Source organism: Streptomyces sp. NPDC044571 (genome assembly GCF_040647115.1).
In the GTDB taxonomy this organism is placed as follows: domain Bacteria; phylum Actinomycetota; class Actinomycetes; order Streptomycetales; family Streptomycetaceae; genus Streptomyces.
The window spans coordinates 104932-126737 of the sequence record NZ_JBEZBN010000013.1 but is presented as its reverse complement, the minus strand read 5'-3'; the positions used below and the strand labels follow the sequence as shown (position 1 = coordinate 126737).

Here is a 21806-nt window from a genome sequence, read left to right as displayed (position 1 = left end):
AAGGACGACTACACGCGCGCGGTGAAGCTGCAGGACTACTTCGCCGTGAACGGCGGCTTCCGCTACGACACGAAGGTCCGGGCCCCCGGCGGCAGGACGTCGGGGGCAGGCGGCTACCCGGCCTCGACGTGCAGCAGCATCCGCTTCAGCAGGGCGGCCAGGGCGTCGCGTTCGGCCTCGTCGAGGGGCTCGACCATCTCCGCCTCGGCGACCGCGCGCCAGCGCATCGCCTCGGTCCAGCGCCGGTGGCCCTCGGTGGTCAGCTCGACGTCGACCCGGCGGCGGTCCCCGGCGGGGCGCACCCGGCGGATCAGCCCGGACCTCTCCAGGGTGTCGAGCCGGCCGGTCATCCCGGCCGGGGAGAGCAGCAGTTCGGCGGCGAGCTCGGCGGAGGGAGCCCGCCAGGGGGCGCCGCGGGAGGCGAGCCGGTGCAGGGTCTCGAACTCGAAGGCCTGCAGCCCGGTCTTGGCGAGGGCGCGCTCCTTGCCGTGTCCGACGTGCTTGGCGAGCAGCTGGATACGGGTGATGACGGCCTCGGTGAGCACGTCGAAGGGCACTTTGCCGCTCCACCGGGCGATGTGCCGGTCGACGGAGTCCTCGGCGCCCGCGACCTCCGCGGCTGCCGGCGGGCGGGCCCCGGCCCGGGCACGCGCCGTGACGGGCCTCTCCGCGCCCGCCGCCGCTCCGGGCGCGTGCCTGGTGCGCGGCGTGCGCGCCCTCGGTCCCGCTGGCTCCTCCATGCCCGCATTATCGCCCCGTCGGCAGTCGGTCCGAGCGCATTATTTCGTTGACGAATCGTTCGTCGGCGAATTGACTTCCGCCCATGACCCCGACGATCTTCCGGCTGCTCTCCGGCCGCACCTGCTCCGCCTTCGCCACCGCGCTGATCCCGACCACCCTCACCCTGGCGGTGGTCCGCGACGGCACCGTCGGCGACTTGGGCCTGGTGCTCGCCGCCGAGATGCTGCCCATGCTGGTGCTGCTGCCCGTCGCGGGGGTGGCCGCGGACCGGTTCCCGCCCCGGCTGGTCGTGCTCGCGGCCGACCTCGTACGGGCCGCCGCGCAGGTCGGCACCGGCGTGCTGCTGTGGGCCGGACCGGTACGCATCCCCGTCCTCGCGGCGCTGGCGGCGCTCACCGGAGCCGCCGTGGCCTTCGGCAACCCCTCGGCGCGCACCCTGGTGGCCGCGGTGGCCGCCGGACCGGACCGGCTGCGGACCAACTCCCGGCTGATGGTGGCTCAGGGGCTCGCCTCGATGGCCGGGCCGGCCGCCGCGGGTGCGCTGATGCTGGCCCTCGGACCCGGCTGGTCCTCGCTGCTGACCGGCGCCCTGTTCGCCGCCTCGGCCCTTACCCTCGGCGGCATCCGCACCCGGGCCCGCCGGCGCGGCGGCGCGGCGGACCGGCCCGGTTTCGGCGCCGAACTGCGGGCGGGGTGGGCCCAGACGCGCCGGCATCCGTGGTTTCTCGCCAATGTGCTGGCCCACGGGGTCTGGCACCTGGCCGCCGGACTGCTGCTCACCCTCGGCCCGCTGATCGCCGTGGAGTCCCTCGGCGGCGAGGGCGCCTGGGTGGTGATCGCCCAGGCCGGCACGGTCGGACTGCTCGTCGGGGCCTGGGCCGCCGGGCGGCTGCCGGTGCGGCGGCCGCTGGTGTGGGTGGCGGTGGCTTCCGCGGCCTTCGCCCCGGCGCTCGCAGCGCTCGGGCTGCGCCTGCCCCTGCCGGTGGCGGCAGCCGCGTACTTCATCGGCATGGGTGGCGTCGGGCTGCTCAGCCCGCTGTGGGAGAGCGAGATCCAGCTGCGCGTCCCGCCGGAGGCCCTCGGCCGGGTCGGCTCCTTCGACACCTTGATCTCCTTCGCCGCCCGGCCGCTCGGGCTCGCGGTGGCGGCGCCGCTGGCGGCGGTGACCGGAACGGCCGCTCCGCTGCTGGCCGCGGCCGTGCTCACCGCCGCCGCGAACCTCTGCGTCCTGCTGCTTCCGGACGTACGGACCGCTCGGGGGCGGGAGCCCGCCACCGCCCTGCGATGATGTGGCCCTCGTACACACGTGCACCTGGACACACGTGTGGTGTCGCAGGGATCAGGGGTACGCATGGCGAGTGTCGGGACCGCGCTGCGGGAGCTGCGCGGGGCGCAGAAGTCGGCGAAGGGCGTGTCGCTCTATTCGCGGTACGTCAACCGGCCCGCGGGACGGTACCTGGCCGCCGTCTCGTACGGACTCGGGCTGACTCCGAACCAGGTGACGCTGGTCAGCGCCGCCTTCAGCTTCGCCGCCGTGGCGGCGCTCGCGCTCGCCGCGCCCTCCTGGGGGCTGGGGATCGCCGTGTGGGCCGCGCTCGCGGTCGGCTTCGCCTTCGACTCCGCCGACGGCCAGCTGGCCCGGCTGCGCGGAGGCGGCAGCGCGGCGGGCGAATGGCTGGACCACGTCGTGGACTGCGCGAAGCTGACCGCCCTGCACACCTGCGTGCTGATCGCCTTCCACCGCTTCCCGGAGGCCTACGGGACGGGCGGGGACGGCTGGCTGCTGGTGCCGCTCGGCTTCCAGTTCGCCTCGGTCGTCACCTTCTTCGGGGGGCTGCTGACCGAGAAGCTCAAGCCCAGGCCGGCTCCGGGGAGCGCGGCCGCCGCCCCGTCGACCCTGCGCGCGGTGGCGTTGCTGCCGGTGGACTACGGCGTGTTCTGCCTGGTGTTCCTGCTGCTCGGCGGCGGGGAGCTGTTCCGCTGGGCGTACGCGGGGCTCGGCGCCGTCGCCGCACTGTTCCTGGCGGCGTTCCTGGCGAAGTGGTTCCGGGAGCTCAGCGCCGTTCCGCGGTGAACGGCTCGGCGAGGGGTTCGGCGAGCGCGTTCAGCGCCCGGCGCAGCTGGGTGCTGGAGGTGTGCACGGTGTAGGGGAAGTACACGACGTCGACACCGACGGCGGCGAAGTCCTGCTCCAGCTTGTCGCCCTTGGGGGTGCCCCGCCAGTCGTCCCCCTTGAAGATCACGTCGAAGCGGACCTGCTTCCAGGTCTCCACCTTGTCCGGGACCGTCTCGACGAACGCGGCGTCCACGTACTTCACGCTGCGCACGATCTCCAGCCGCTCGACGAGCGGGATCATCGGGCGGCGGCCCTTGGCCAGTTCGGCCATCTCGTCGGAGACCACTCCGGCCACGAGGTAGTCGCACCGGCTGCGGGCGTGGCGAAGGATATTGAGATGCCCGATATGGAACAGATCATAGGCACCCGGGGCATAGCCCACTCGATAAGGCCTGCGTCCGGGTACGCCAAGGTCGGACATGTCCTGCTCCGTCATGAGTTACCCCCCAGCGGCCGCACCCCCCGGTGCGGCGGATTAGCAGACAATAGCGTGCACGTTCTGCACCCTGCCGGTGAACGAATAGGGTGACGAGGGCATCATCCTGGGGAGAAGGGGACTTTACGTGTCGAGATCCGGTCACCGGCGGCTCCTGCTGGTTTCCACCAACTACGCTCCCGAGCACGCGGGGATTGGGCCGTACGCCACCCAGATCGCGGAGCACTGGGCGGATCTCGGCCATGAGACCCACGTCCTCGCCGGCATGCCGCACTACCCGTCGTGGTCGCTGGAGCCGGAGTACAAGGGGGCGCTGCGGCGCACGGAACGGCGCGCGGGGGTCATCGTGCACCGGCGTGCGCACACCGTGCCGTCGCGCCAGACCGCCGTGAAGCGGGCCCTGTTCGAAGGATCGATTCTGCTGCACGGCTCCGTGGCCCCGCCCCGGATGCCCCGGCCGGACGCCGTCATGGCCCAGATGCCCAGCCTGGCCGGCGGCGTGCTGGCCGCCCGCCTCGCGGCGAAGTGGAAGGTCCCGTACGTCCCGGTCGTCCAGGACCTCATGGGCGCCGCGGCCGCCCAGAGCGGCATCAGCGGCGGCGACAAGGCGGCCGCTTTCGCCGGACGCGCGGAGGCCTACGCCCTGGGGCGCGCCACCCTCGTCGGCGTGATCCACGAGACCTTCGTCGACCGGGTCGTCGGCATGGGTGTGGACCCGAAGAAGATCCGCCTGGTGCCCAACTGGTCCCACGTACCGCAGCCCACGCGGCCGCGCGGTGAGACCCGCCGCCACCTCGGCTGGGCCCCCGGCCAGACGGTCGTGCTGCACTCCGGGAACATGGGCCTCAAGCAGGGCCTGGAAGTGCTCGTCGGTGCGGCCCGGCTGGACGAGAACGTCCGCTTCGTCCTCATGGGCGACGGCAGCCAGCGCGCGGCCCTCGCCGACCTGGCGGCCGACGTACCGAATCTGGACATCATCCCCCCTGCCGCCGACGGAGAGTTCCCCGATATCCTCGCCGCGGCGGACGTGCTCGCCGTGACGCAGCACGCGGCCGTGCTCGACATGAGCGTGCCGTCCAAACTGACCTCGTACTTCCAGGCCGGCCGGCCCGTCGTCGCCTCCGTCGCGGCGCAGGGCGGTACCGCCCAGGAGGTGGAACGTTCGGGCGCGGGGGTGCTCGTACCGCCGGAGGACCCCCACGCCCTGCTGAAGGCCGTACGGGCCCTGGCCGAGGACCCCGAGGGCGCAGACGCACTCGGGGCGGCCGGGCCCCGGCACGTGGCGGCGCACCTGAGCCGTGACGCGGGTCTGGCCCGCATCGACGCACTGATAGACGAAGCACTTGGGGGTCCGCAGCCGTGATCGAGACGAACCGCCCCGCAGCGGTCCCGGCCGAGGACGAACCCGACCTCCTCCGGGACCAGTTCCGCCAGCTCCTGCGCTACCGACGGCTGATCGGCGCCGGGATCGGGGTCGGGCTGCTGGGCGGCGTCTACCTCGGCATCTCCACGGCCGACACCTACGTCGCGACCGCGGACGTGGTGCTGCGCGCACCCACCGACGACCCGTTCAACCCGAGCCTCGCCCCCGACAAGGCGATCAACATCGGCTCGGAGCGGCAGGTGGCGCTCAGCTCCTCCATAGCCAACGAGGCCGCGAAGAAGCTCGGCGTCTCCGCGAAGGACTTCGCCGGGCTGCGCAGCGGCCTCCAGGTCACCAACCCGCCGCAGACGATGGTGCTGCGCTTCACGTACACCGCGTCCTCCCCCAAGGAGGCCGCGACCCGGGCCAACGCGATGACCGAGGCGTACCTCCTCAAGCGCCAGGAGTCCCTGGACGTCACGCGCGACAAGATGGTCAAGGGCTACCAGGATCAGCGCGATCCGGTCGCCAAGCAGCTCGACGAGCTCGTCCGGCAGATCAACTCCATGCCCGCCGGTCCGGCGCGCGACGCGGCGTACTCCTCGAAGACCGACCTCCAGAGCAAGGTCAACACGCTCAACAGCAACATCGCCAAGCTCCAGGCCCTCGACATGACCCCGGGCCGGGTCACCAGCGCCGCGACCCCGCCCAGCGCGACCGACGGGCCCGGCATTCCCATGTCGCTCGCGCTGGGCGCGGCCGTGGGCCTGGCCCTCGGCCTGCTCGCCGCCTGGGTCCGCCTCGTCTTCGACCCCGCTCCCCGCTCCGACGGCGACGTCGCGCGGGCCCTGCGCGCGCCCGTCCTCGGCACCCTGCCCCGCGACAAGACCGGCGGCGGGCCCCTGCTCGCGGCCGGGGAGGAAGACCCCCGGCTCGCCGAGGAGTTCCGTTCGGTGGCCTTCCGGCTGGCCTACGACTCCCGCTTCGCCGACCGGCGCCGCCTGCTGGTGGTCGCCCCCCGCGGCAGCAGCGAGACCGCCGCCGCGGTGGCCGTGAACCTGGCCGCCTCCTTCGCGGAGACCGGCAAGGACGTCCTGCTCATCGAGGCCGACCTGCGCACGCCGGTGCTGGCCAGCCAGCTGCCCACCGATGCGGGCGGCCGACCGCGGTGGAGCCAGACGCCGGGCAGCCCGGCCGCGGGCGGGAACCCCGGAGCGCACGCCGACTCCGAGTGGCCCGACGGGCGGCAGCTCGTCGTGGACGCCGGGGAATCGGGCGCCTTCGACCTGATCCCCGGCGAGCAGGCGCGCAACGTGGCCCGCGCGCTGACCTCCCCGCGCGCCACCCGCCTGATCTCCGAGGCCGACTCGCCCAACTCCACGGTCGTCGTCCTCGCGCCGCCCGTGCTCTCGTACGCCGACGCCCTCGCCCTCGTCGACCGCGTCGACGGCGTACTCGTCGTCTGCGATCCGCGCGCCGTGCACCGCACCGACCTGATCCGGATCCGCGAGCTGATCAGCGGCGCGGGCGGCACGGTGCTCGGCGCCGTGCTGCACGCCCCGCTGGCCGACGAGAAGCGCGGGGGCCGCAGCGGGCGCAAGAGCGCCCCGCCGGCCCCGCCCCGTCCCCGGCCGGGCACGCCGCAGCCGCTGTCGCGCCGGCCGGCCGAGCCGGAGCAGCACATCCCCGGTGACGGCACCGACACCGTCGCCCTGCGCACGGTGCGCATGGGCCGGCGGTGAGCAGGCGCGGATTCGCCGCCGTCGCATCGGTCCTCGACCAGGCCGCCTCCAGCGCCACCAACATCCTGGTGCTGGTCCTGGCCGCCCGGCTGTCGACGGCGTCCGGCTTCGCCGACTTCTCGATGGTGTACGTGGCCTTCAGCGTGCTCCTCGGGCTGAACATGGCCTACGTCGGCCAGACGGTGGTGCTGGAGAAGGCCGAGGAGCGGCTGGGCGCGGTGTGCCGTTCGGCGGTGGGCTTCACGGCGGCCGCCTCGGGCGTCGCCGCGGCGCTGCTCGCCCTCGTCGGCCTGGCCCTGCCCGGAGCCGGCGGCCGGGCCTTCCTCGCGCTCGGCCTCGTCCTGCCGCTGGTCCTCGTCCAGGACGGGCTGCGGTACTGCTTCTCTGCACTGCGCACGCCCGAGCGGGCCCTGGCCGCCGACGCGGTGCGGCTGGTGTGCGTCGTCGCCGCGCTGGCGGTGCAGCCCGAAGGGGCCTCGGCGGGAAGGCTGGTGCTGGTGTGGGGCGTCTCCGCGCTGCCGGCGCTCGGGCTGGGCCTGTGGCTGCTGCGGCCCGGCGTGCGCGGGGCGCGGGCCGACCTGCGCCCGTATCTGCGCCGCGGCCACCTGGGACAGCGGTTCGTGGTCGAGTTCGCGGTGGGCAACGGCTCCAGCCAGCTGGCCGTGCTGGGCCTCGGCGTCTTCGCGACGCCGCTGGCGGTGGGCGCGCTGCGCGGGGCGACGACCCTGTTCGGGCCGCTGAACGTGCTGTTCAACTCGGCGAACGCGTTCGGCCCGCCCGTGGTGGGGCGGGCCCGCGGCAAGCGGGGCGTGGTGCGGATGACCGTGCTGCTGGGCAGCGGGCTGGCGGTGCTCGGCGCGGGATGGGCGGCAGTGCTGTACGCGCTGCCCGAGCGGGTGGGGCGCCGGATGCTCGGCGAGACCTGGTCCGCGGCGGCCGCCCTCCTTCCGGCCACGGGCGCCCAGTACGCGGTGATGGGCCTGGGCACGTGCGCGCTGCTGACCCTGCGGGTCCTCAACCCCCGGGCCACGCTCTCCTTGCAGGTGGTGTTCTCGCTGCTGTCCGTGGTCTTCCTGCTGGGCGGCTACGCGGCCTGGGGCGTCACGGGGGCGGCCTGGGGCCTGGCAGCGGGCTCGGCCCTCAAGGCAGCGGCGGCCTGGCTGCGGGTGGCCCGCGTGAAGACCCCGGCGGCGTCCGAGGAGCCGGTCCCGGCCGCCTGAGCCCGTCGGGGCCCCGTGAGGCCCTGCCGCGCCCCCGATCGGGGCAGCGCACTCGGGAGGGGCGTGCGCCCCGCCCGGCCCCGCCCGAGCGGGGCACGGCGCGGGTTCAGCGCAGGGTGGTGCCCTTGTCCTGGCGGTACGTGGCCACCAGCGCCAGGCACAGGGCCGCGATGGCCACCCGGCCCGAGGCCTGGAGGAGCGGGCCGCGCAGCAGGATGAAGGAGTAGCCCGCGACCAGCGGGACCACCACCGAGATCAGGCTGCCCGGCGGCGAGCGCCGGGTGGCCCGCTTGGCGTAGCGACGGTCCACGCGGGCGGCGGCGTAGCCCATCCCCAGCAGTCCGGCGCCCATGCCCAGCGGGCCGAAGTCGATCCACAGCTCCGCCCAGATCGGGGAGGACAGGTTGGTGTTGACCGTCCCCATCCACTCGCCGATCATCACGCCCGTGTCCTTCGGCTTGCCCGGCCACACCGCGCGGGGCACGGCGAAGAACAGGGAGCCGGCCAGCTGGCGCCCGTAGAAGTGGCCGGGGCCGGAGTCCGAGTAGGTGATGGTGTTGGCGAACATGCCGATCTGGTCGTAGTCCTTCAGCGCCATCGGCTCAAGGAAGGAGGTCGTCTCGACCGGCTTGTAGTTCTTCTCGTCGTAGCGGAAGCGGTCCGCGAACGGGAACACGAGCAGGGCGATGACCACCGCCATCGACAGCGCCACCCGGTACATCGCCGCGCTCACCGGGAAGACGGTGAACAGCAGCGCGAACATGACCGTGAGGAACCAGTACCGCGGGTTCGAGATCGGGTTGTTGACCACCAGGTTGAGCAGGGCCAGCGCCCCCCAGGTGACGATGATCGACACCTTGCGGCGGGCGTACTTCGAGGTGATCAGCCAGCGCGTGTACAGCAGCAGGGCGAGCAGCGCCGGGACGGTCCCGAAGCCGCGCAGCAGGGCCTGCCCGGCCTGGCCGTCGCCGTTGGAGACGCCCGCCTCCTGGATGCCGGCGATGATCTCCTGGCGGCTGGAGAAGAAGACCGCCGGGCCGCCGAGCTTCATGACGAAGGCCGCACTGCACAGGAAGGACAGGGCCGTGAGCAGTTGGAGCCTGCGCCGGTGGGCCATGACCGGGCGCGGTTCCTTCTGGGAGCCGCCCGCGCGGCCCGCCGGCCGGTGCCGGGCGAGCAGGACGCCGACGTCGAACGCCGTACAGCCGAGCAGCACCAGGCCGATCGCGGCGGTGAGGTCGGAGCGGGGGCCGACCACCGGGGTCGGGACCTGGCCGAGGACGGCCTGCGCCAGCGGGGCCACCCCCATCGCCATGTAGACGAAGAGCCAGAAGGAGCCTTGGAGCAGCTTGCGGCGGCTGGTCAGCACCATGGCCGACAGCCGGGCGCCGGCGTACATGGTGAGCAGGAGCTGGAGCCAGAACGCCGCGTCGCGTACGCCGGCCCCGGTCTGGACGGCGACGAACAGCGGCAGGAAGACGGTGAATCCGAGGGCCAGGGGGACGGAGAGCGCGCGGGAGAGGAGGGTGCGCGGGGTGGTGACCCGGCCCCACAGGCTCTCGTCGGGCTCGCGCACGGGTATGGCCGGAGGGCGTACCGGCTGCGCGGCCGAGGGCTTCCTTGTGTCCGTTGCCACTGTTGCCCCCACCCCGCGTGCCTGGTCCGCGCGCAGTCTAGTCTGAGCGGTCTGCGCCCGGGGAGGCGCGGTCCGGGGTGGAATCGAGGGGCGACCGTTGCGTGATCTTCCTGCCTTCACGCTGTCCGGCTACGACAAGGGGCGCGGGCTGCTGACGCAGGCCCTCTGGTTCGCCGTGATGAACACGCTGTTCATGGCGTGGTTCTGTCCGGCGCGGCTGCGGGTGGCCCTGCTGCGGGCGTTCGGCGCGCAGATCGGCGAGGGCGTGCTGATCCGGCACAGGGTGCGGGTGCTGTGGCCGTGGAAGCTGACCGTCGGGGACCACACCTGGATCGGTGAAGGTGCCTGGCTGCTGAACCTGGAGCCGGTGACCATCGGGGCCCACGTGTGCATCTCCCAGGAGGCGATGCTCTGCACGGGCTCGCACGACCACCGGGCCGCCGACTTCCGCTACCGCAACGCGCCCATCGTCGTCGAGGACGGCGCGTGGGTGGCGGTACGGGCGACCGTGCTCGCCGGTGTGACCGTGGGCCGGTGCGCGGTGGCGGGCGCCGGAGCAGTGGTCCACCAGGACCTGCCCGCGCTGACCCTGCAGACGACGGACGGGCGGCGCCGCCCGGTCGAGGAGCCCAAGTGAGAGTCCTGCACGCCGTTACGCTGCACTCCCCCTCGCACGCCTTCGGCGGCCCGGTACGGGTCGCGCTGAACCTGGCCAAGGGGCTGCGGGCGCGCGGCCACGAGGCGGGCCTGGTGGCGCTGGGAGAGGGCTTCGCCGATCCCTGGCCGAGCTCGGTCGAGGGCGTCCCGGCCAAGCTGTTCCCGGCGCGCAGGCTGCTGCCGCTGGGCTTCAGCGGGATGACCTCGGCGGCGCTGCTGGCCTCGGCGGGCCGGCTGGTGCGGGAGGCGGACGTGGTCCATGTCCACCTGGCGCGGGACCTGGTGACCCTGCCGGTGGCCCTGGCGGCGCTGCGGGCCGGCCGGCCTCTGGTGCTGCAGACCCACGGGATGGTCGACCCGAGCGGGAAGCTGCTGGCCAAGGTGCTGGACGCGGTGGCCGTACGCCGGCTGCTGCGCGGCGCCGACGCGGTGCTGTACCTGACCCCGTACGAGCGCGAGGGCCTGGACGCGGTGGTCGGCGGGCCGCTCGCCGGGGCGGTCCGGCTGGTGAACGGCACCCCCGCGCAGGAGGAGCGCCCCGCCCTGTCCGGGCCGCCGCGCATCCTGTACTCGGCTCGCCTGCAGGCGCGCAAGCGCCCGGTGGACTTCGTGGACGCGGCCCCGGCGGTCCTGGCGGCGCACCCGGACGCGGAGTTCGTGGTGGCCGGGCCGGACGAGGGGGAGCTGGCCGCGGTGCGGGCGCGCATCGCGGAGCTCGGCCTCGGTGCGCACTTCACCGTCCCGGGGGCGCTGTCCGCGGAGCAGGTGCTCGCGGAGCTGCGCCGGGCGCACGTCTACGTGCTGCCCTCGGTGGACGAGCCGTTCCCGATGTCGGTCCTGGAGGCCCTGGCCGTGGGCGTGCCCCCGGTGGTCACCCACTCCAACGGCCTGGCCCGGGACATCGCTTCGGCCGGCGCGGGCCGGGCCGTGGACCCGGGACCGGCGGGCGTGGCGGCGGCGGTGCTCGCCCTGCTGGACCCGGCGGCCAACACCTCCGCCTCCCGGGCCGCCCGCAAGCTGGCCGAGGAGTCCTTCTCGATGGACGCGGTCCTGGACACCCTGCTCCCGGTGTACGAGGGGGCCCGCCGCTGAGGCGCTACAGCTCGTGGCGGGTCTCGTCCACCACCGGGAGGGCCGCCGCGCGGCGCCGCTTGAAGACGCTCGCGTAGACGGCGAGGCCGATGGCGCCGGCCGCCATCATGATCAGGCCGACGACGTCGAGGTTGACGCTCTCCATGTCCCAGTCCGTCGCGAAGGTGAGGATGGCCCCCACCACGATCAGCGCGATGCAGCCGCCGATGCCTCCCATGTGATTCGCCTCCGCAGTCGTTGATGTCTGACCCCGCGGCTACCCGGGGACGGCACATGAAAACGCCGCCCCCGGCCCGTGGTTCGGGCTCGGGGGCGGCGTTCTCGTACGGGTGCGGTGCGCGTTACGCCGGGATCCAGGCGTAGCAGCCGGTGGAGGTGAACTCGGCGGCGCCCGACGGGATCGTCGCCGTGATCTTGTCACCGGCCTTCGGCGGGCCTTCCGGGCCCGAGGCCACGACCGAGCCGTCCTTGCCCTTGGCCTCCCAGGTGCACGTGGTGCTCTGGGTCAGCGCCCGGTAGGTGCCGGCCGCCGGAGCGGGGCGGGTGCCGTCGCCGAAGCCCTTCTCCGCCGCCGCCAGGATCGGCTTCTGCTCCGGGCACAGGTAGGTGATCGCGTCCTTCGCCCCCGGGACCTCCCCGGCGATGATGGACCCGGTCGCCGCGTCCTTGTCGCGCTTCGCGGTGCGCTCCACCCGCTGGCAGGACTCCTGGCCGGTCTGCAGGACGGCCGCCGGGTCCATCTTCTCCGGGACGCGGCCGCTCAGGTACTGCTTCTCGTTGGGCTTGAAGCTGCCCGTCTTCGGGGTGAGCTTCGCGTCGGGCAGGACGGGGCCCGTCGGCTTCGCGCCGGGCGAGGCGGGCGGCGCCGCGGAGTCCGCGGGGTCGGGCGCCGACGACGAGGCCGGCGGCTTGGCCGCCGCGGCGTCGGCCTTTCCGTCGCCGCCCGAGCTGCAGGCGGTCAGGGTCAGAGCGGCGGCCAGCAGAACAGCAGCCGCTGCGGAGCGTCGGTACATCAGTGGAGCTCCCGTACTTGCCGGTGGGGACAGGCGTGCGGGGCCCGGCACGAGCGCCGGGCCCCGCATGCCGTCAGGCGGTTACTTCGGGCCGAACGTGAGGACGAGCTGCGGAGCGGCGTCCGCCGCCGTCGACTCCTTGGACCAGATCCACAGCGGGTCGGTGCCCGTGCTCGTCAGGGCCATGCTGTAGCTGCTGCCCAGCACCGCGGTGACCGCGGCGGTGTCGAGCGGGGTGCTCTGGACCGCCGAGCCGTCCGGGATCGCCCCGAACGTGCCGAGCGGGGTGGTACCGAGCGTCGGCTTGTTGTTGAAGGTCGTGCTCGTACCGCTCCAGGTGCCGGTGACCGGGACCACGGACACGGTGTCGGCCGTACCGGCGCCCGTCTGGGTCGTGGTCTTGACCTGCAGGGTGGCGGACTTCAGGACCGTGCCGGCCGGCGCGGCCGGCACGTCGAAGCGCAGGTACGTCTCGTACGCCGAGGTGCCGCGGACGGCGAGCGAGGTGGCCGCGCCGTTGGCCGTGCTCGGGGCGCCCTGGTTGATGTAGGTGTCCTCGGTCGCGGTGACCTTGGAGACCGTGTCGGCGACGGTCTTGGCCAGGTCGAAGTGGTTCTTGACCTGGGCCGCGGTGAGCGCCTTCGGGTAGACGGCCGTCTCGTCGATCTGGCCGGCGAAGAAGTTGCTGGTCGGCCTGGTCGGCCAGCCGGCGAGGTTGTCGCCGCCGACGTGCCAGTAGCCCGCGTACTGCTGGAAGTCCGTGACGTTCAGCGTGCCCTTGCTCTGACCGTCGACGTACAGCGCCATGCCGGCCGGACCCTGGGTGCCGACGACGTGGTGCCACTTGTTGTCGTTGTACGTGTCGAACAGACCGGTGGAGACGGTGCGGGTCGAGCCGTTGTAGACGCCGAAGACCAGACGACCGGTGTTGGTCATGTAGATCTGCTTGTCGTACGACCCGCTGTTGCGCGTGGTGTTGTTGCCGAAGCCGATCAGCTTGCCGCCGCGCGTGGTGTTCGTCTTGAACCAGGTCTCGATGGTGTACGCGCTGCTCACCGTCTGGCGGCGGTCGCTGTAGACCTGCTGGCTGGTGCCGTTGAAGCCCATGGCCGTGCCGGCTCCGGAGACCGCGCCGGGCGTCTGGCGCAGGGCCGGGGTGTTCACCTGGATGCCGCTGGTGTTGCCGGAGACCGAGGAGTCGGCGACGTACGGGCTGACGGTGTCGTCGTAGCGCCAGTACAGGTTGGCGCCGTCCGCGCGGACCTGGTTCGGGTACGCCTGCACGGAGGCCGGGACCGTCACGGAGGCGGTGGCCGACAGGGCGCTGGTGTTGCCGGCGCCGTCGGTGGCCGTCACCCGGTAGGTGTAGGACTGGCCGGCCTTGGCCGTGGTGTCGGTCCAGGAGGCCTGCGGGCGCTCCCACTCGACGGAGTCCGCGACCACGGTGGCGATCGGGGTGGCCGAGCCGTTGCGGTAGATGCGGTACGTCAGCTTGCTGTCGTCCTGGTCGTAGCTGGTGCGCCAGCGGACCTGGACCTCGCCGGGCTTGACGCTCGCGGCGCTCGCCACCGGGGTGGTCGGGGCGCCGACGTCGCCGGTGGAGGCGAAGCGCGTCAGGCCCTGCTGGGCCTTGCCGTTGATGAGGGTGAACTCACCGCCGACCCACATGTACTTGACGTCGCTCTTCTCCGCGATGGTCATGACGCGCGGGCCGATGCCCTCGCCGATGCCGTCGTTCGCGGTGGGGTGCCAGCCGAGCTTGCGCGGGCTCGCCACGAAGCCGTCCACGGGCGCGGGGGCGGCGCCTTCGTAGTTCGTCGGCTGGGCCAGCAGGAAGTTGCGCTTGCCGTCGGGCCACTCGCCGTTGAGGGAGCAGTCGTGCGCGTGCGAGGAGCTGTAGAGCACGCCCTGGTAGGGCAGGACCCACTGGGTCGCGCCGAGGCAGCGGTCGCGCCACTTCTCGCTGAAGTCGGACAGCCGCAGACCGATGCGGCCGTCGAAGACGCCGCCGCCGGAGCCCTCGTTGCCCGTGTAGAAGCCGGTGTCGTCGGTCGCGATCGTCTTGACGACCGAGTTCGACGGGATGGTGCTGTACGTCTTGGCGACGGCGCCGGTGGCGGCGTTGACGACGGCCAGGGCGTGCGTGTTGGAGCCGTTGACCGAGAAGAAGTCGCCGCCGAGCAGCACGTTCTTGCCGTCGGGGGTGACCGCGACGGCGCGGCCGGGCTCGTCCGCGTTGGCGGTGAAGGGCTTGACCGCACCGGAGGTGGCGTCGACCGCGGCGAACCGCTCGCGGGTCTGGCCCTCGACGGTGCCGAAGTCGCCCGCCGTGTAGAGCGTGTCGTCGGTGACGGCGAGCGCGCGCACGGTGGCGGGGAAGGCCGGGTGGAAGGCGGCCTTGGGGGTGCAGGTCTCGATGTCGATCGCCGCGAGGCTGGAGACCGGCGTGCCGTTGACGGCGCCGAAGTAACCGCCCGCGTAGAGGGTCTTCTTGTCCTTCGAGACGGTCAGCGCCCGCACGGTCGCGGTGCCGTCGCCGACGGTGAAGGCGAGCTTGCACGAGGTGGGGTTGCCCGTCGCGGCGTCCAGGGCGACGAAGTTCACGGCTTCCTGCTCGGCGCCGGCGCCGCCCTCGGGCGGGCGGACGGCCGAGAAGGTGCCGCCGGCGAAGACGGTGCCGTTCGCCTCGGCCATCGCGAACACGATGCCGTTGGGCTGCCAGGTGGGCAGTTCGTCGGCGGTGAACGCCACCGGCGCGGTGATGGCGGACGCTTCCGGCATCAGCACCAGGCCGATGCCGGTGCCGGCACCCGCCAGTGACAGGACGAGGGCAGCAGTCAGCCCTCTGGATCTACGCATGAGCCCCCCAGGGCAATCGCCCGGTTTGATGGCTGGAACTATCCGAACAGCCATATGTACTGGCGCAGACTAGGGCTCGCGTGAAGGCCCGGTCACCTCACTTGACCCATTGCATACCAACTTGGAATCAACGGGTCCGCCACGGAGGGCGCACAACGGACATACGGCAGGTTTACCCCGGCCACGCCCGCAGTTACCCGCGGGAATGACCGTGACACGGCAAATCGTAGGGGAAATATAAGGCCTCAGCGGTCGATCCGGACGGTCACGCCCGCCAGTTGGTCCTCGACCTGGCGGATGTCGGCGTCGACCATGATCCGCGCCAGTTCGGCCACGAGCACCGTCGGCTTCCAGCCAAGCAGCTCCTGGGCCTTGGAGGCGTCGCCGATCAGGGCGTCGACCTCGCTCGGGCGCTCGTACTTGGGGTCGTAGCGCACGTGCTCGGCCCAGTCCAGGCCGGCGTGCGCGAAGGAGGACTCGACGAACTCGCGCACCGTGGCGGCCACGCCGGTGGCGACCACGTAGTCGGTCGGCTCGTCCTGCTGGAGCATCCGCCACATGGCGTCCACGTACTCGGGGGCATAGCCCCAGTCGCGGACCGCGTCGAGGTTGCCGAGGTAGAGGTGGTACTGCAGGCCGGCCTTGATCCGGGCGACCGCGCGGGTGATCTTGCGGGTCACGAAGGTCTCGCCGCGGCGGGGCGACTCGTGGTTGAAGAGGATCCCGTTGACCGCGAACATGTCGTACGCCTCGCGGTAGTTCACCGTGGTCCAGTACGCGAAGACCTTGGCGGCGCCGTACGGGCTGCGCGGGTGGAACGGGGTCTTCTCGTTCTGCGGCGGCGGGGTGGCGCCGAACATCTCGGAGGACGAGGCCTGGTAGATCCGGGTGTCCACACCGCTGGCCCGGATGGCCTCCAGCAGCCGCAGGGCGCCTAGGCCGGTCACGTCGCCGGTGTAGAGGGGGGCGTCGAAGGAGACCCGCACGTGCGACTGGGCGCCCAGGTTGTAGACCTCGTCGGGCCGTATCTCACGCAGCAGGTTCACCAGGGCGACGCCGTCGGACAGGTCCGCGTGGTGCAGCACGAAGGAGCGGTTCGCGGTGTGCGGGTCCTGGTAGATGTGGTCGATCCGCTCCGTGTTGAAGCTGGAGGACCGCCGCACGAGCCCGTGCACCGTGTAGCCCTTGGACAGCAGCAGCTCGGAAAGATAGGAGCCGTCCTGCCCGGTGACGCCGGTGATCAGTGCGGTCTTGCCCATGGGGTCCCCCTGGTTGTCGTTGCGCTCTGTTGTGGTGGGCGGGGCTCCCCCCACCCGTTCCCCCGGGTCCTGCCCCCGGGCGGCGGTCCGGGTCCGCCCGCCCGGCCGGCCTGCGGCACCGGGATCCCCGACCCGGCCGGGGCCGCCTCGGCAGGCTCCGCCAGGGGCCCCGCAGGGGCCGGATGGGTACCGTACACGGCCGAACCGGAACCCCTCGCGCCGAGTTCCGGCGCGCGGCGGGCGGGCGGGGCGTCCACCTCCCCTGAAGCCCGCGGCAGTGGACTGGCATCATCGGCGGTATGACAAGTTCGCTGCCGCTCCTGCCCCCGAACGCCCGCGTCTTCGTCGCGGGCCACCGCGGCCTCGTGGGCTCCGCGGTCGCCCGCCGGCTCACCGCCGACGGCCACCAGGTGCTCACCCGGGGCCGCGCCGACCTCGACCTGCGCGACGCCGCCGCGACCGGGGCGTACCTCAAGGAGGTCCGCCCCGACGCCGTCGTGCTCGCCGCGGCCAAGGTCGGCGGGATCATGGCCAACAGCACCTACCCGGTGCAGTTCCTTGAGGACAACCTCAAGATCCAGCTCAGCGTCATCGGCGGGGCGCACGCAGCGGGCGTCGGCCGCCTGCTGTTCCTCGGCTCCTCCTGCATCTACCCGAAGCTCGCTCCCCAGCCCATCAGCGAGGACGCCCTGCTGACCGGCCCCCTGGAGCCGACCAACGAGGCGTACGCCCTGGCGAAGATCGCCGGCATCGTGCAGGTGCAGTCGTACCGCAAGCAGTACGGGGCCTCGTACATCTCCGCGATGCCGACGAACCTCTACGGTCCGGGCGACAACTTCGACCTGGAGACCTCGCACGTCCTGCCCGCCCTCGTCCGGCGCTTCCACGAGGCCGCCGCCGAGGGCCGCGAAGAGGTCACCCTGTGGGGCAGCGGCACGCCCCGCCGGGAGTTCCTGCACGTGGACGACCTGGCCGCCGCCTGCGCCGTGCTCCTGCGCTCCTACGACGGCGACGAGCCCGTGAACATCGGCTGCGGCGAGGACCTCACCATCAAGGCCCTCGCCGAAACCGTCGCCGAGGTGACCGGCTTCCGCGGCCGGATCGCCTGGGACACGTCCAAGCCGGACGGCACCCCGCGCAAGCTGCTCGACGTCAGCCGCCTGACCTCGCTCGGCTGGAAGCCGGAGATCGCCTTGCGGGACGGCATCGCCGCCACCTACCGGTGGTGGCGCGAGCAGAGCTGATCGCACGGAGAGCGGCCCTCGCCCCTCAGTAGGCTCCGCGACCGTCGACGACGGCGCGGAGCGTACGGCCCATGACGTCGACATCGCTGGTGAAGGACCAGTTGTCGACGTACTGGAGGTCGAGAGCGATCGTCTCGTCCCATGACAGGTCGGAGCGCCCGCTGATCTGCCACAGCCCCGTCATCCCCGGCCGCACGGTGAGCCTGCGCAGCTCGACCTCGTCGTACTGCGCCACCTCCTCCGGCAGCGGCGGGCGCGGCCCGACCAGCGACATGTGGCCGCCCAGGACGTTGAGGAGCTGCGGGAGTTCGTCGAGCGAGGTACGGCGCAGCAGCCGGCCGACCCGGGTCACCCGGGGATCGCGGCGGATCTTGAACATCAGGCCGTCGTTCTCGTTGGCCCCGGACAGTTCGCCCTTGAGCCGGTCCGCGTCCACGACCATGGTCCGGAACTTCCACATCACGAACGGCACCCCGTCGCGCCCGATGCGCCGCTGACGGTAGAACGCCGGGCCCTTCGAGCCGAGGCGTATCGCCGCGATGATGCCGAGGAAGAGCGGCGAGAGCAGCAGCAGTCCGAGCGCGGCCCCGACGCGGTCGAGCACCGCCTTGAGGAAGGTCTGGACGCCCCGGCCCACCGGCGGCGCCACCCGCAGCACGGCGAGCCCGCCCGCGGACAGGGTCTCCAGCCGCTTGACGGACACCTCCACCAGCCCGGGGAAGACGGCCAGTTCCAGCCCGGCATCGTGCAGGGCCCAGGCCACCCGGCGCAGCCGCTCGCCGGTGATGCACGCCCCGGGGGCGACGAGGACGAGGTCGGCGTGGTGGCTGCGGACGGCGCCGAGCACCGCGGCGGAGTCGCCGTTCGGGACCTCGGGCGCGTCCGCGTCGAGCCGGGCGGCCACCGGCACCCCGCTGTCGAGGGGGCCGGTCCCGACCGGGACCACGCCGACCACGACGTACGGGTGGTCGGTGCGCGCGGCCAGGTGCGCGATGACGGAATCGGCGGCGCCGGGCTCGCCGACCACCAGGACGCGGCTGACGGCCTGCGCCTCGCGCCGGGCGGCGGAGAGGTGGCGGTAGGTCAGCTTGTGGCAGGCCACGGTGATGAGCAGGGCGGGCAGCAGGGCCCCGAGGGCGGCCAGGCGCGGGGTGTTCTCACCGGTCACCACGCGGGCGACGGCCAGGACACCGATCAGAATCAGCCAGTCGTGGACGACGGGCAGCACTCCCCGCGATTCGCCGAGCACCCGGGTCGCGTAACGGCGGCGCAGCGCCTGCACCCCGGTCCAGGCGAGCGCCGCGCCGAGGGCGCAGTACACCGGCCGGACCTGCTGCGCGGCCTCGAAGACGAGTCCCACGGGCACGGCGGCGCCGAGGAAGTCCGCGGTGAGGGCGGCCGGCAGGTACCAGCGGGCCTTGTCGCCGAGCCGCCTCACCGGCGCGGCGGCGGACCGCACGGATTCAGCGGCCGCCGCGGCCACTCTTTGCGCAGGAAAATGGACATGCCTCATGGGCCCCCCTGGCACGTGGTCTATGACAGTGGCGCGTGCCCGTGGCTTCCCCAGGCGACGGACATCTGGCGCACCGGGAAACAGTACGACAAACACCCGTTCGCCAGGTGCCGATTGCCCGAACGAGACCTCTTGTTGCCCAAGCGTTAGCAACCGGTACCAACCGTTCCAGATGTTGGGCCGCGTTTTCGCACACGAAGGTGAATGGTTCGGATACCGGATACGTCTCCTCGGTCAACGAACCGTTTCCAGCCAACCTTTTGACGCGCTCCTGACATTGCATCGAGTAGCTGGCACTCTTCGATCCGTTCATCGCACCAGCCTGCTCTGCCCGGAGGCCCACCCAGCCGTCCGGAGCCCCCCTTGCAGAAGGAGTCTGCGTTGAGTCCCACCCCCCACAGGCGTGCCACCGCGGCCGGCGCGCTCGTTGCCGCCGCAGCGCTGCTCGCCGTCGGCATACAGGCCGGCACTGCATCCGCCGACGCCACCGCGTCGCAGGCCCGCACCGCCGCCCAGCCCAACCCGGGCGCGGCAGCCGTCAAGCTGAGCCCCTCCGAGCGTGCGACGCTCATCGCCGACGCCAACTCGACCACCGTCCAGGCGGCCAAGGCCCTCGGCCTCGGCGAGCAGGAGAAGCTGGTCGTCCGCGACGTCGTCAAGGACGCCGACGGCACCACGCACACCACGTACGAGCGCACGTACGGCGGACTCCCCGTGCTCGGCGGCGACCTGACGGTCCACGCCAAGGGCGGCGTCACCAAGAGCATCACCAAGGCCACCAACCACGAGATCAAGGTCGCGGACACCACGGCCACGGTCACCCCGGCCGCCGCCGAGGGCCAGGCCGTCTCCGCCGCGAACTCCGCGGGCTCCAAGGACGCCAAGGCCTCCAAGAGCGCCCGCAAGGTGATCTGGGCCGCCGAGGGCGTCCCGGTCCTCGCCTACGAGACCGTCGTGGGCGGCCTCCAGGACGACGGCACCCCGAGCGAGCTGCACGTGATCACCAACGCCAAGACGGGCGCGAAGATCACCGAGTGGCAGGCCATCGAGACCGGCACCGGCAACACCATGTACAGCGGCCAGGTCACGATGGGCACCTCGCAGTCGGGCAGCAACTACACGCTGACCGACGCCGGACGCGGCAACCACAAGACGTACGACCTCAAGGGCGGCAGCTCCGGCACCGGCACGCTCTTCACCAACACCACCGACACCTGGGGCAACGGCGCCGCGTCCAACCGCGAGACCGCCGGCGCGGACGCCCACTACGGCGCCCAGCTGACGTGGGACTACTACAAGAACGTGCACGGCCGCAACGGCCTGCGCAACGACGGCGTGGCCCCGTACAGCCGGGTCCACTACGGCAACGCGTACGTCAACGCCTTCTGGGACGACTCCTGCTTCTGCATGACGTACGGCGACGGTACGAGCAACACGCACCCGCTGACGTCCATCGACGTGGCCGCCCACGAGATGACCCACGGCCTGACCTCGGTCACCGGCAACATGACCTACAGCGGTGAGCCCGGCGGCCTGAACGAGGCGACCTCCGACATCATGGCGGCGGCCGTCGAGTTCTACGCCAACAACCCGCAGGACGTCGGCGACTACCTGGTCGGCGAGAAGATCGACATCAACGGCGACGGCACCCCGCTGCGCTACATGGACAAGCCGAGCAAGGACGGCGGTTCCAAGGACGCGTGGTACTCGGGCATCGGCGGCGTCGACGTCCACTACTCCTCGGGTCCGGCGAACCACTGGTTCTACCTGGCCTCCGAGGGCTCCGGCGCCAAGGTCATCAACGGCGTGAGCTACAACTCGCCGACCTCCGACGGCCTGCCGGTCACCGGCATCGGCCGTGACGCCGCCGCGAAGATCTGGTTCCGCGCGCTGACGGTGGGCTACTTCAAGTCGAACACCAACTACGCCGCGGCCCGTACGGCCACCCTGCAGGCCGCCGCCGACCTCTACGGCGCCGGCTCGGCCACGTACAACAACGCGGCCAACGCCTGGGCGGCCATCAACGTCGGCGCCCGCATCAACAACGGCGTCTCGGTGACCCCGATCGCCAACCAGACCACCCAGATCAACACGGCCGTCAGCCTCCAGGTCCAGGCCACCAGCACCAACCCGGGTGCGCTGAGCTACGCGGCCACCGGCCTGCCGGCCGGGCTGTCGATCAACTCCTCGACCGGTCTCATCTCCGGTACGGCGACCACCGCGGGCACGTCCAACGTGACCGTCACGGTGACCGACTCGGCGGCCAAGACGGGCACCGCGTCCTTCACCTGGACCGTGGGCACCAGCCAGCAGAACGTGTTCGAGAACACGAACGACTACCAGATCGCGGACAACTCCACCGTCGAGTCCCCGATCGCGGTGACCCGCACAGGCAACGCCCCGAGCACCCTCAAGGTGGACGTCAACATCGTCCACACCTACGTCGGTGACCTGCGGGTCGACCTGGTCGCCCCCGACGGCACCGTCTACAACCTGCGCAACCGCTCCGGCGGCAGCGCGGACAACATCGTCCAGAGCTTCACGGTGAACGCCTCCTCCGAGGTGGCGCAGGGCACCTGGAAGCTGCGGGTGGCGGACCTCGCCAGCCTGGACACCGGCTACATCAACAGCTGGAAGCTCACCTTCTGAACCCCTGAAGGCTGACCTCCAGGCCGACCTGTGGGCCGGCCACCCCTGAAAAGCGCGGGGCCGTCCGGGAGAGACCCTCCCGGACGGCCCTGTTCCATGCTGATCAGACGGCGCGGAAGATGCGGTCGAAGAGGTCCGGCTCCTCGTCGTGCTGCTGCCGGCCCTCGCCCTGGCCCTGCTCCTCGTGACGGGCCTGGTCCTCGCCCTGCTCCTCGTGACGGACCTGGTCCTGACCCGGCTCCTCAGGGCGAGCCTGCTCCTGGCCC

General features: G+C 72.4%; 17 protein-coding genes. 9 read left to right on the top strand and 8 right to left on the bottom strand.

What is annotated here, in order from left to right; all coding sequences use genetic code 11:
- Window positions 1-113: 113 nt before the first annotated feature.
- The gene (locus AB0B01_RS09905; protein WP_361715053.1) at window positions 114-740 is read right to left on the bottom strand and encodes a MarR family transcriptional regulator; all 627 of its coding nucleotides are present in this window, start codon (window positions 738-740) and stop codon (window positions 114-116) included.
- 83 nt (window positions 741-823) lie between these two features.
- Here AB0B01_RS09905 and AB0B01_RS09900 point away from each other — a divergent pair, with 83 nt between their 5' ends.
- On the top strand, window positions 824-2029 hold the full coding sequence (locus AB0B01_RS09900; protein ID WP_361715051.1) for an MFS transporter: 1206 nt from the start codon (window positions 824-826) through the stop codon (window positions 2027-2029).
- Window positions 2030-2092: 63 nt separating this feature from the next.
- On the top strand, window positions 2093-2815 hold the full coding sequence (locus AB0B01_RS09895; RefSeq protein WP_361715048.1) for a CDP-alcohol phosphatidyltransferase family protein: 723 nt from the start codon (window positions 2093-2095) through the stop codon (window positions 2813-2815).
- On the opposite strand, the gene AB0B01_RS09890 is transcribed toward AB0B01_RS09895, so the two are convergent.
- Window positions 2796-3278 (bottom strand): adenylyltransferase/cytidyltransferase family protein, encoded by a 483-nt coding sequence (locus AB0B01_RS09890; RefSeq protein WP_361715045.1) that lies wholly within the window; start codon window positions 3276-3278, stop codon window positions 2796-2798. The genes AB0B01_RS09895 and AB0B01_RS09890 overlap by 20 nt on opposite strands.
- 172 nt (window positions 3279-3450) lie before the next feature.
- On the opposite strand from AB0B01_RS09890, the gene AB0B01_RS09885 reads away from it, so the two are divergent.
- From AB0B01_RS09885 to AB0B01_RS09875, 3 genes are read left to right on the top strand one after another with little or no spacing between them, the layout of a single operon-like run.
- Window positions 3451-4656, top strand: coding sequence for a glycosyltransferase family 4 protein (locus AB0B01_RS09885; RefSeq protein ID WP_361715082.1), 1206 nt, complete (start codon window positions 3451-3453; stop codon window positions 4654-4656).
- Complete coding sequence (locus AB0B01_RS09880; RefSeq protein ID WP_361715042.1) at window positions 4653-6398, top strand: lipopolysaccharide biosynthesis protein; 1746 nt, start codon at window positions 4653-4655, stop codon at window positions 6396-6398. Before AB0B01_RS09885 ends, AB0B01_RS09880 begins: the two co-directional genes overlap by 4 nt.
- Window positions 6395-7618, top strand: coding sequence for a hypothetical protein (locus tag AB0B01_RS09875; RefSeq protein ID WP_361715039.1), 1224 nt, complete (start codon window positions 6395-6397; stop codon window positions 7616-7618). The genes AB0B01_RS09880 and AB0B01_RS09875 overlap by 4 nt, the downstream gene beginning before the upstream one ends.
- 106 nt (window positions 7619-7724) lie before the next feature.
- Here the strand turns inward: AB0B01_RS09875 and AB0B01_RS09870 are convergent, their stop codons facing one another.
- A complete protein-coding gene (locus AB0B01_RS09870) occupies window positions 7725-9200 on the bottom strand; it encodes a hypothetical protein (RefSeq protein ID WP_361715079.1) in 1476 nt (491 codons plus the stop codon).
- A gap of 151 nt (window positions 9201-9351) precedes the next feature.
- On the opposite strand from AB0B01_RS09870, the gene AB0B01_RS09865 reads away from it, so the two are divergent.
- The gene (locus tag AB0B01_RS09865) at window positions 9352-9891 is read left to right on the top strand and encodes a WcaF family extracellular polysaccharide biosynthesis acetyltransferase (protein WP_361715036.1); all 540 of its coding nucleotides are present in this window, start codon (window positions 9352-9354) and stop codon (window positions 9889-9891) included.
- A complete protein-coding gene (locus tag AB0B01_RS09860; protein ID WP_361715034.1) occupies window positions 9888-11003 on the top strand; it encodes a glycosyltransferase in 1116 nt (371 codons plus the stop codon). The genes AB0B01_RS09865 and AB0B01_RS09860 overlap by 4 nt, the downstream gene beginning before the upstream one ends.
- A 4-nt stretch (window positions 11004-11007) precedes the next feature.
- Here AB0B01_RS09860 and AB0B01_RS09855 read toward each other — a convergent pair whose 3' ends face one another.
- The 4 genes from AB0B01_RS09855 to gmd form a co-directional block, all read right to left on the bottom strand.
- A complete protein-coding gene (locus AB0B01_RS09855) occupies window positions 11008-11220 on the bottom strand; it encodes a hypothetical protein (protein ID WP_361715031.1) in 213 nt (70 codons plus the stop codon).
- A 124-nt stretch (window positions 11221-11344) separates the two neighbouring features.
- A complete protein-coding gene (locus AB0B01_RS09850; protein ID WP_361715028.1) occupies window positions 11345-12016 on the bottom strand; it encodes a hypothetical protein in 672 nt (223 codons plus the stop codon).
- Between the two features lie 81 nt (window positions 12017-12097).
- On the bottom strand, window positions 12098-14875 hold the full coding sequence (locus tag AB0B01_RS09845) for a LamG-like jellyroll fold domain-containing protein (RefSeq protein WP_361715025.1): 2778 nt from the start codon (window positions 14873-14875) through the stop codon (window positions 12098-12100).
- A 245-nt stretch (window positions 14876-15120) separates the two neighbouring features.
- A complete protein-coding gene (gene gmd / locus AB0B01_RS09840) occupies window positions 15121-16134 on the bottom strand; it encodes a GDP-mannose 4,6-dehydratase (protein ID WP_361715023.1) in 1014 nt (337 codons plus the stop codon).
- Between the two features lie 299 nt (window positions 16135-16433).
- Between gmd and AB0B01_RS09835 the strand changes: the two genes are divergently transcribed.
- Window positions 16434-17378 carry a GDP-L-fucose synthase gene (locus tag AB0B01_RS09835; RefSeq protein WP_361715020.1) on the top strand — a complete coding sequence of 315 codons (945 nt, stop codon included), beginning with the start codon at window positions 16434-16436 and terminating at the stop codon, window positions 17376-17378.
- A gap of 25 nt (window positions 17379-17403) precedes the next feature.
- Here AB0B01_RS09835 and AB0B01_RS09830 read toward each other — a convergent pair whose 3' ends face one another.
- Window positions 17404-18891 carry a sugar transferase gene (locus tag AB0B01_RS09830; protein ID WP_361715017.1) on the bottom strand — a complete coding sequence of 496 codons (1488 nt, stop codon included), beginning with the start codon at window positions 18889-18891 and terminating at the stop codon, window positions 17404-17406.
- A gap of 381 nt (window positions 18892-19272) precedes the next feature.
- Here AB0B01_RS09830 and AB0B01_RS09825 point away from each other — a divergent pair, with 381 nt between their 5' ends.
- Complete coding sequence (locus tag AB0B01_RS09825) at window positions 19273-21540, top strand: M4 family metallopeptidase (RefSeq protein WP_361715014.1); 2268 nt, start codon at window positions 19273-19275, stop codon at window positions 21538-21540.
- Window positions 21541-21806 lie beyond the last annotated feature (266 nt).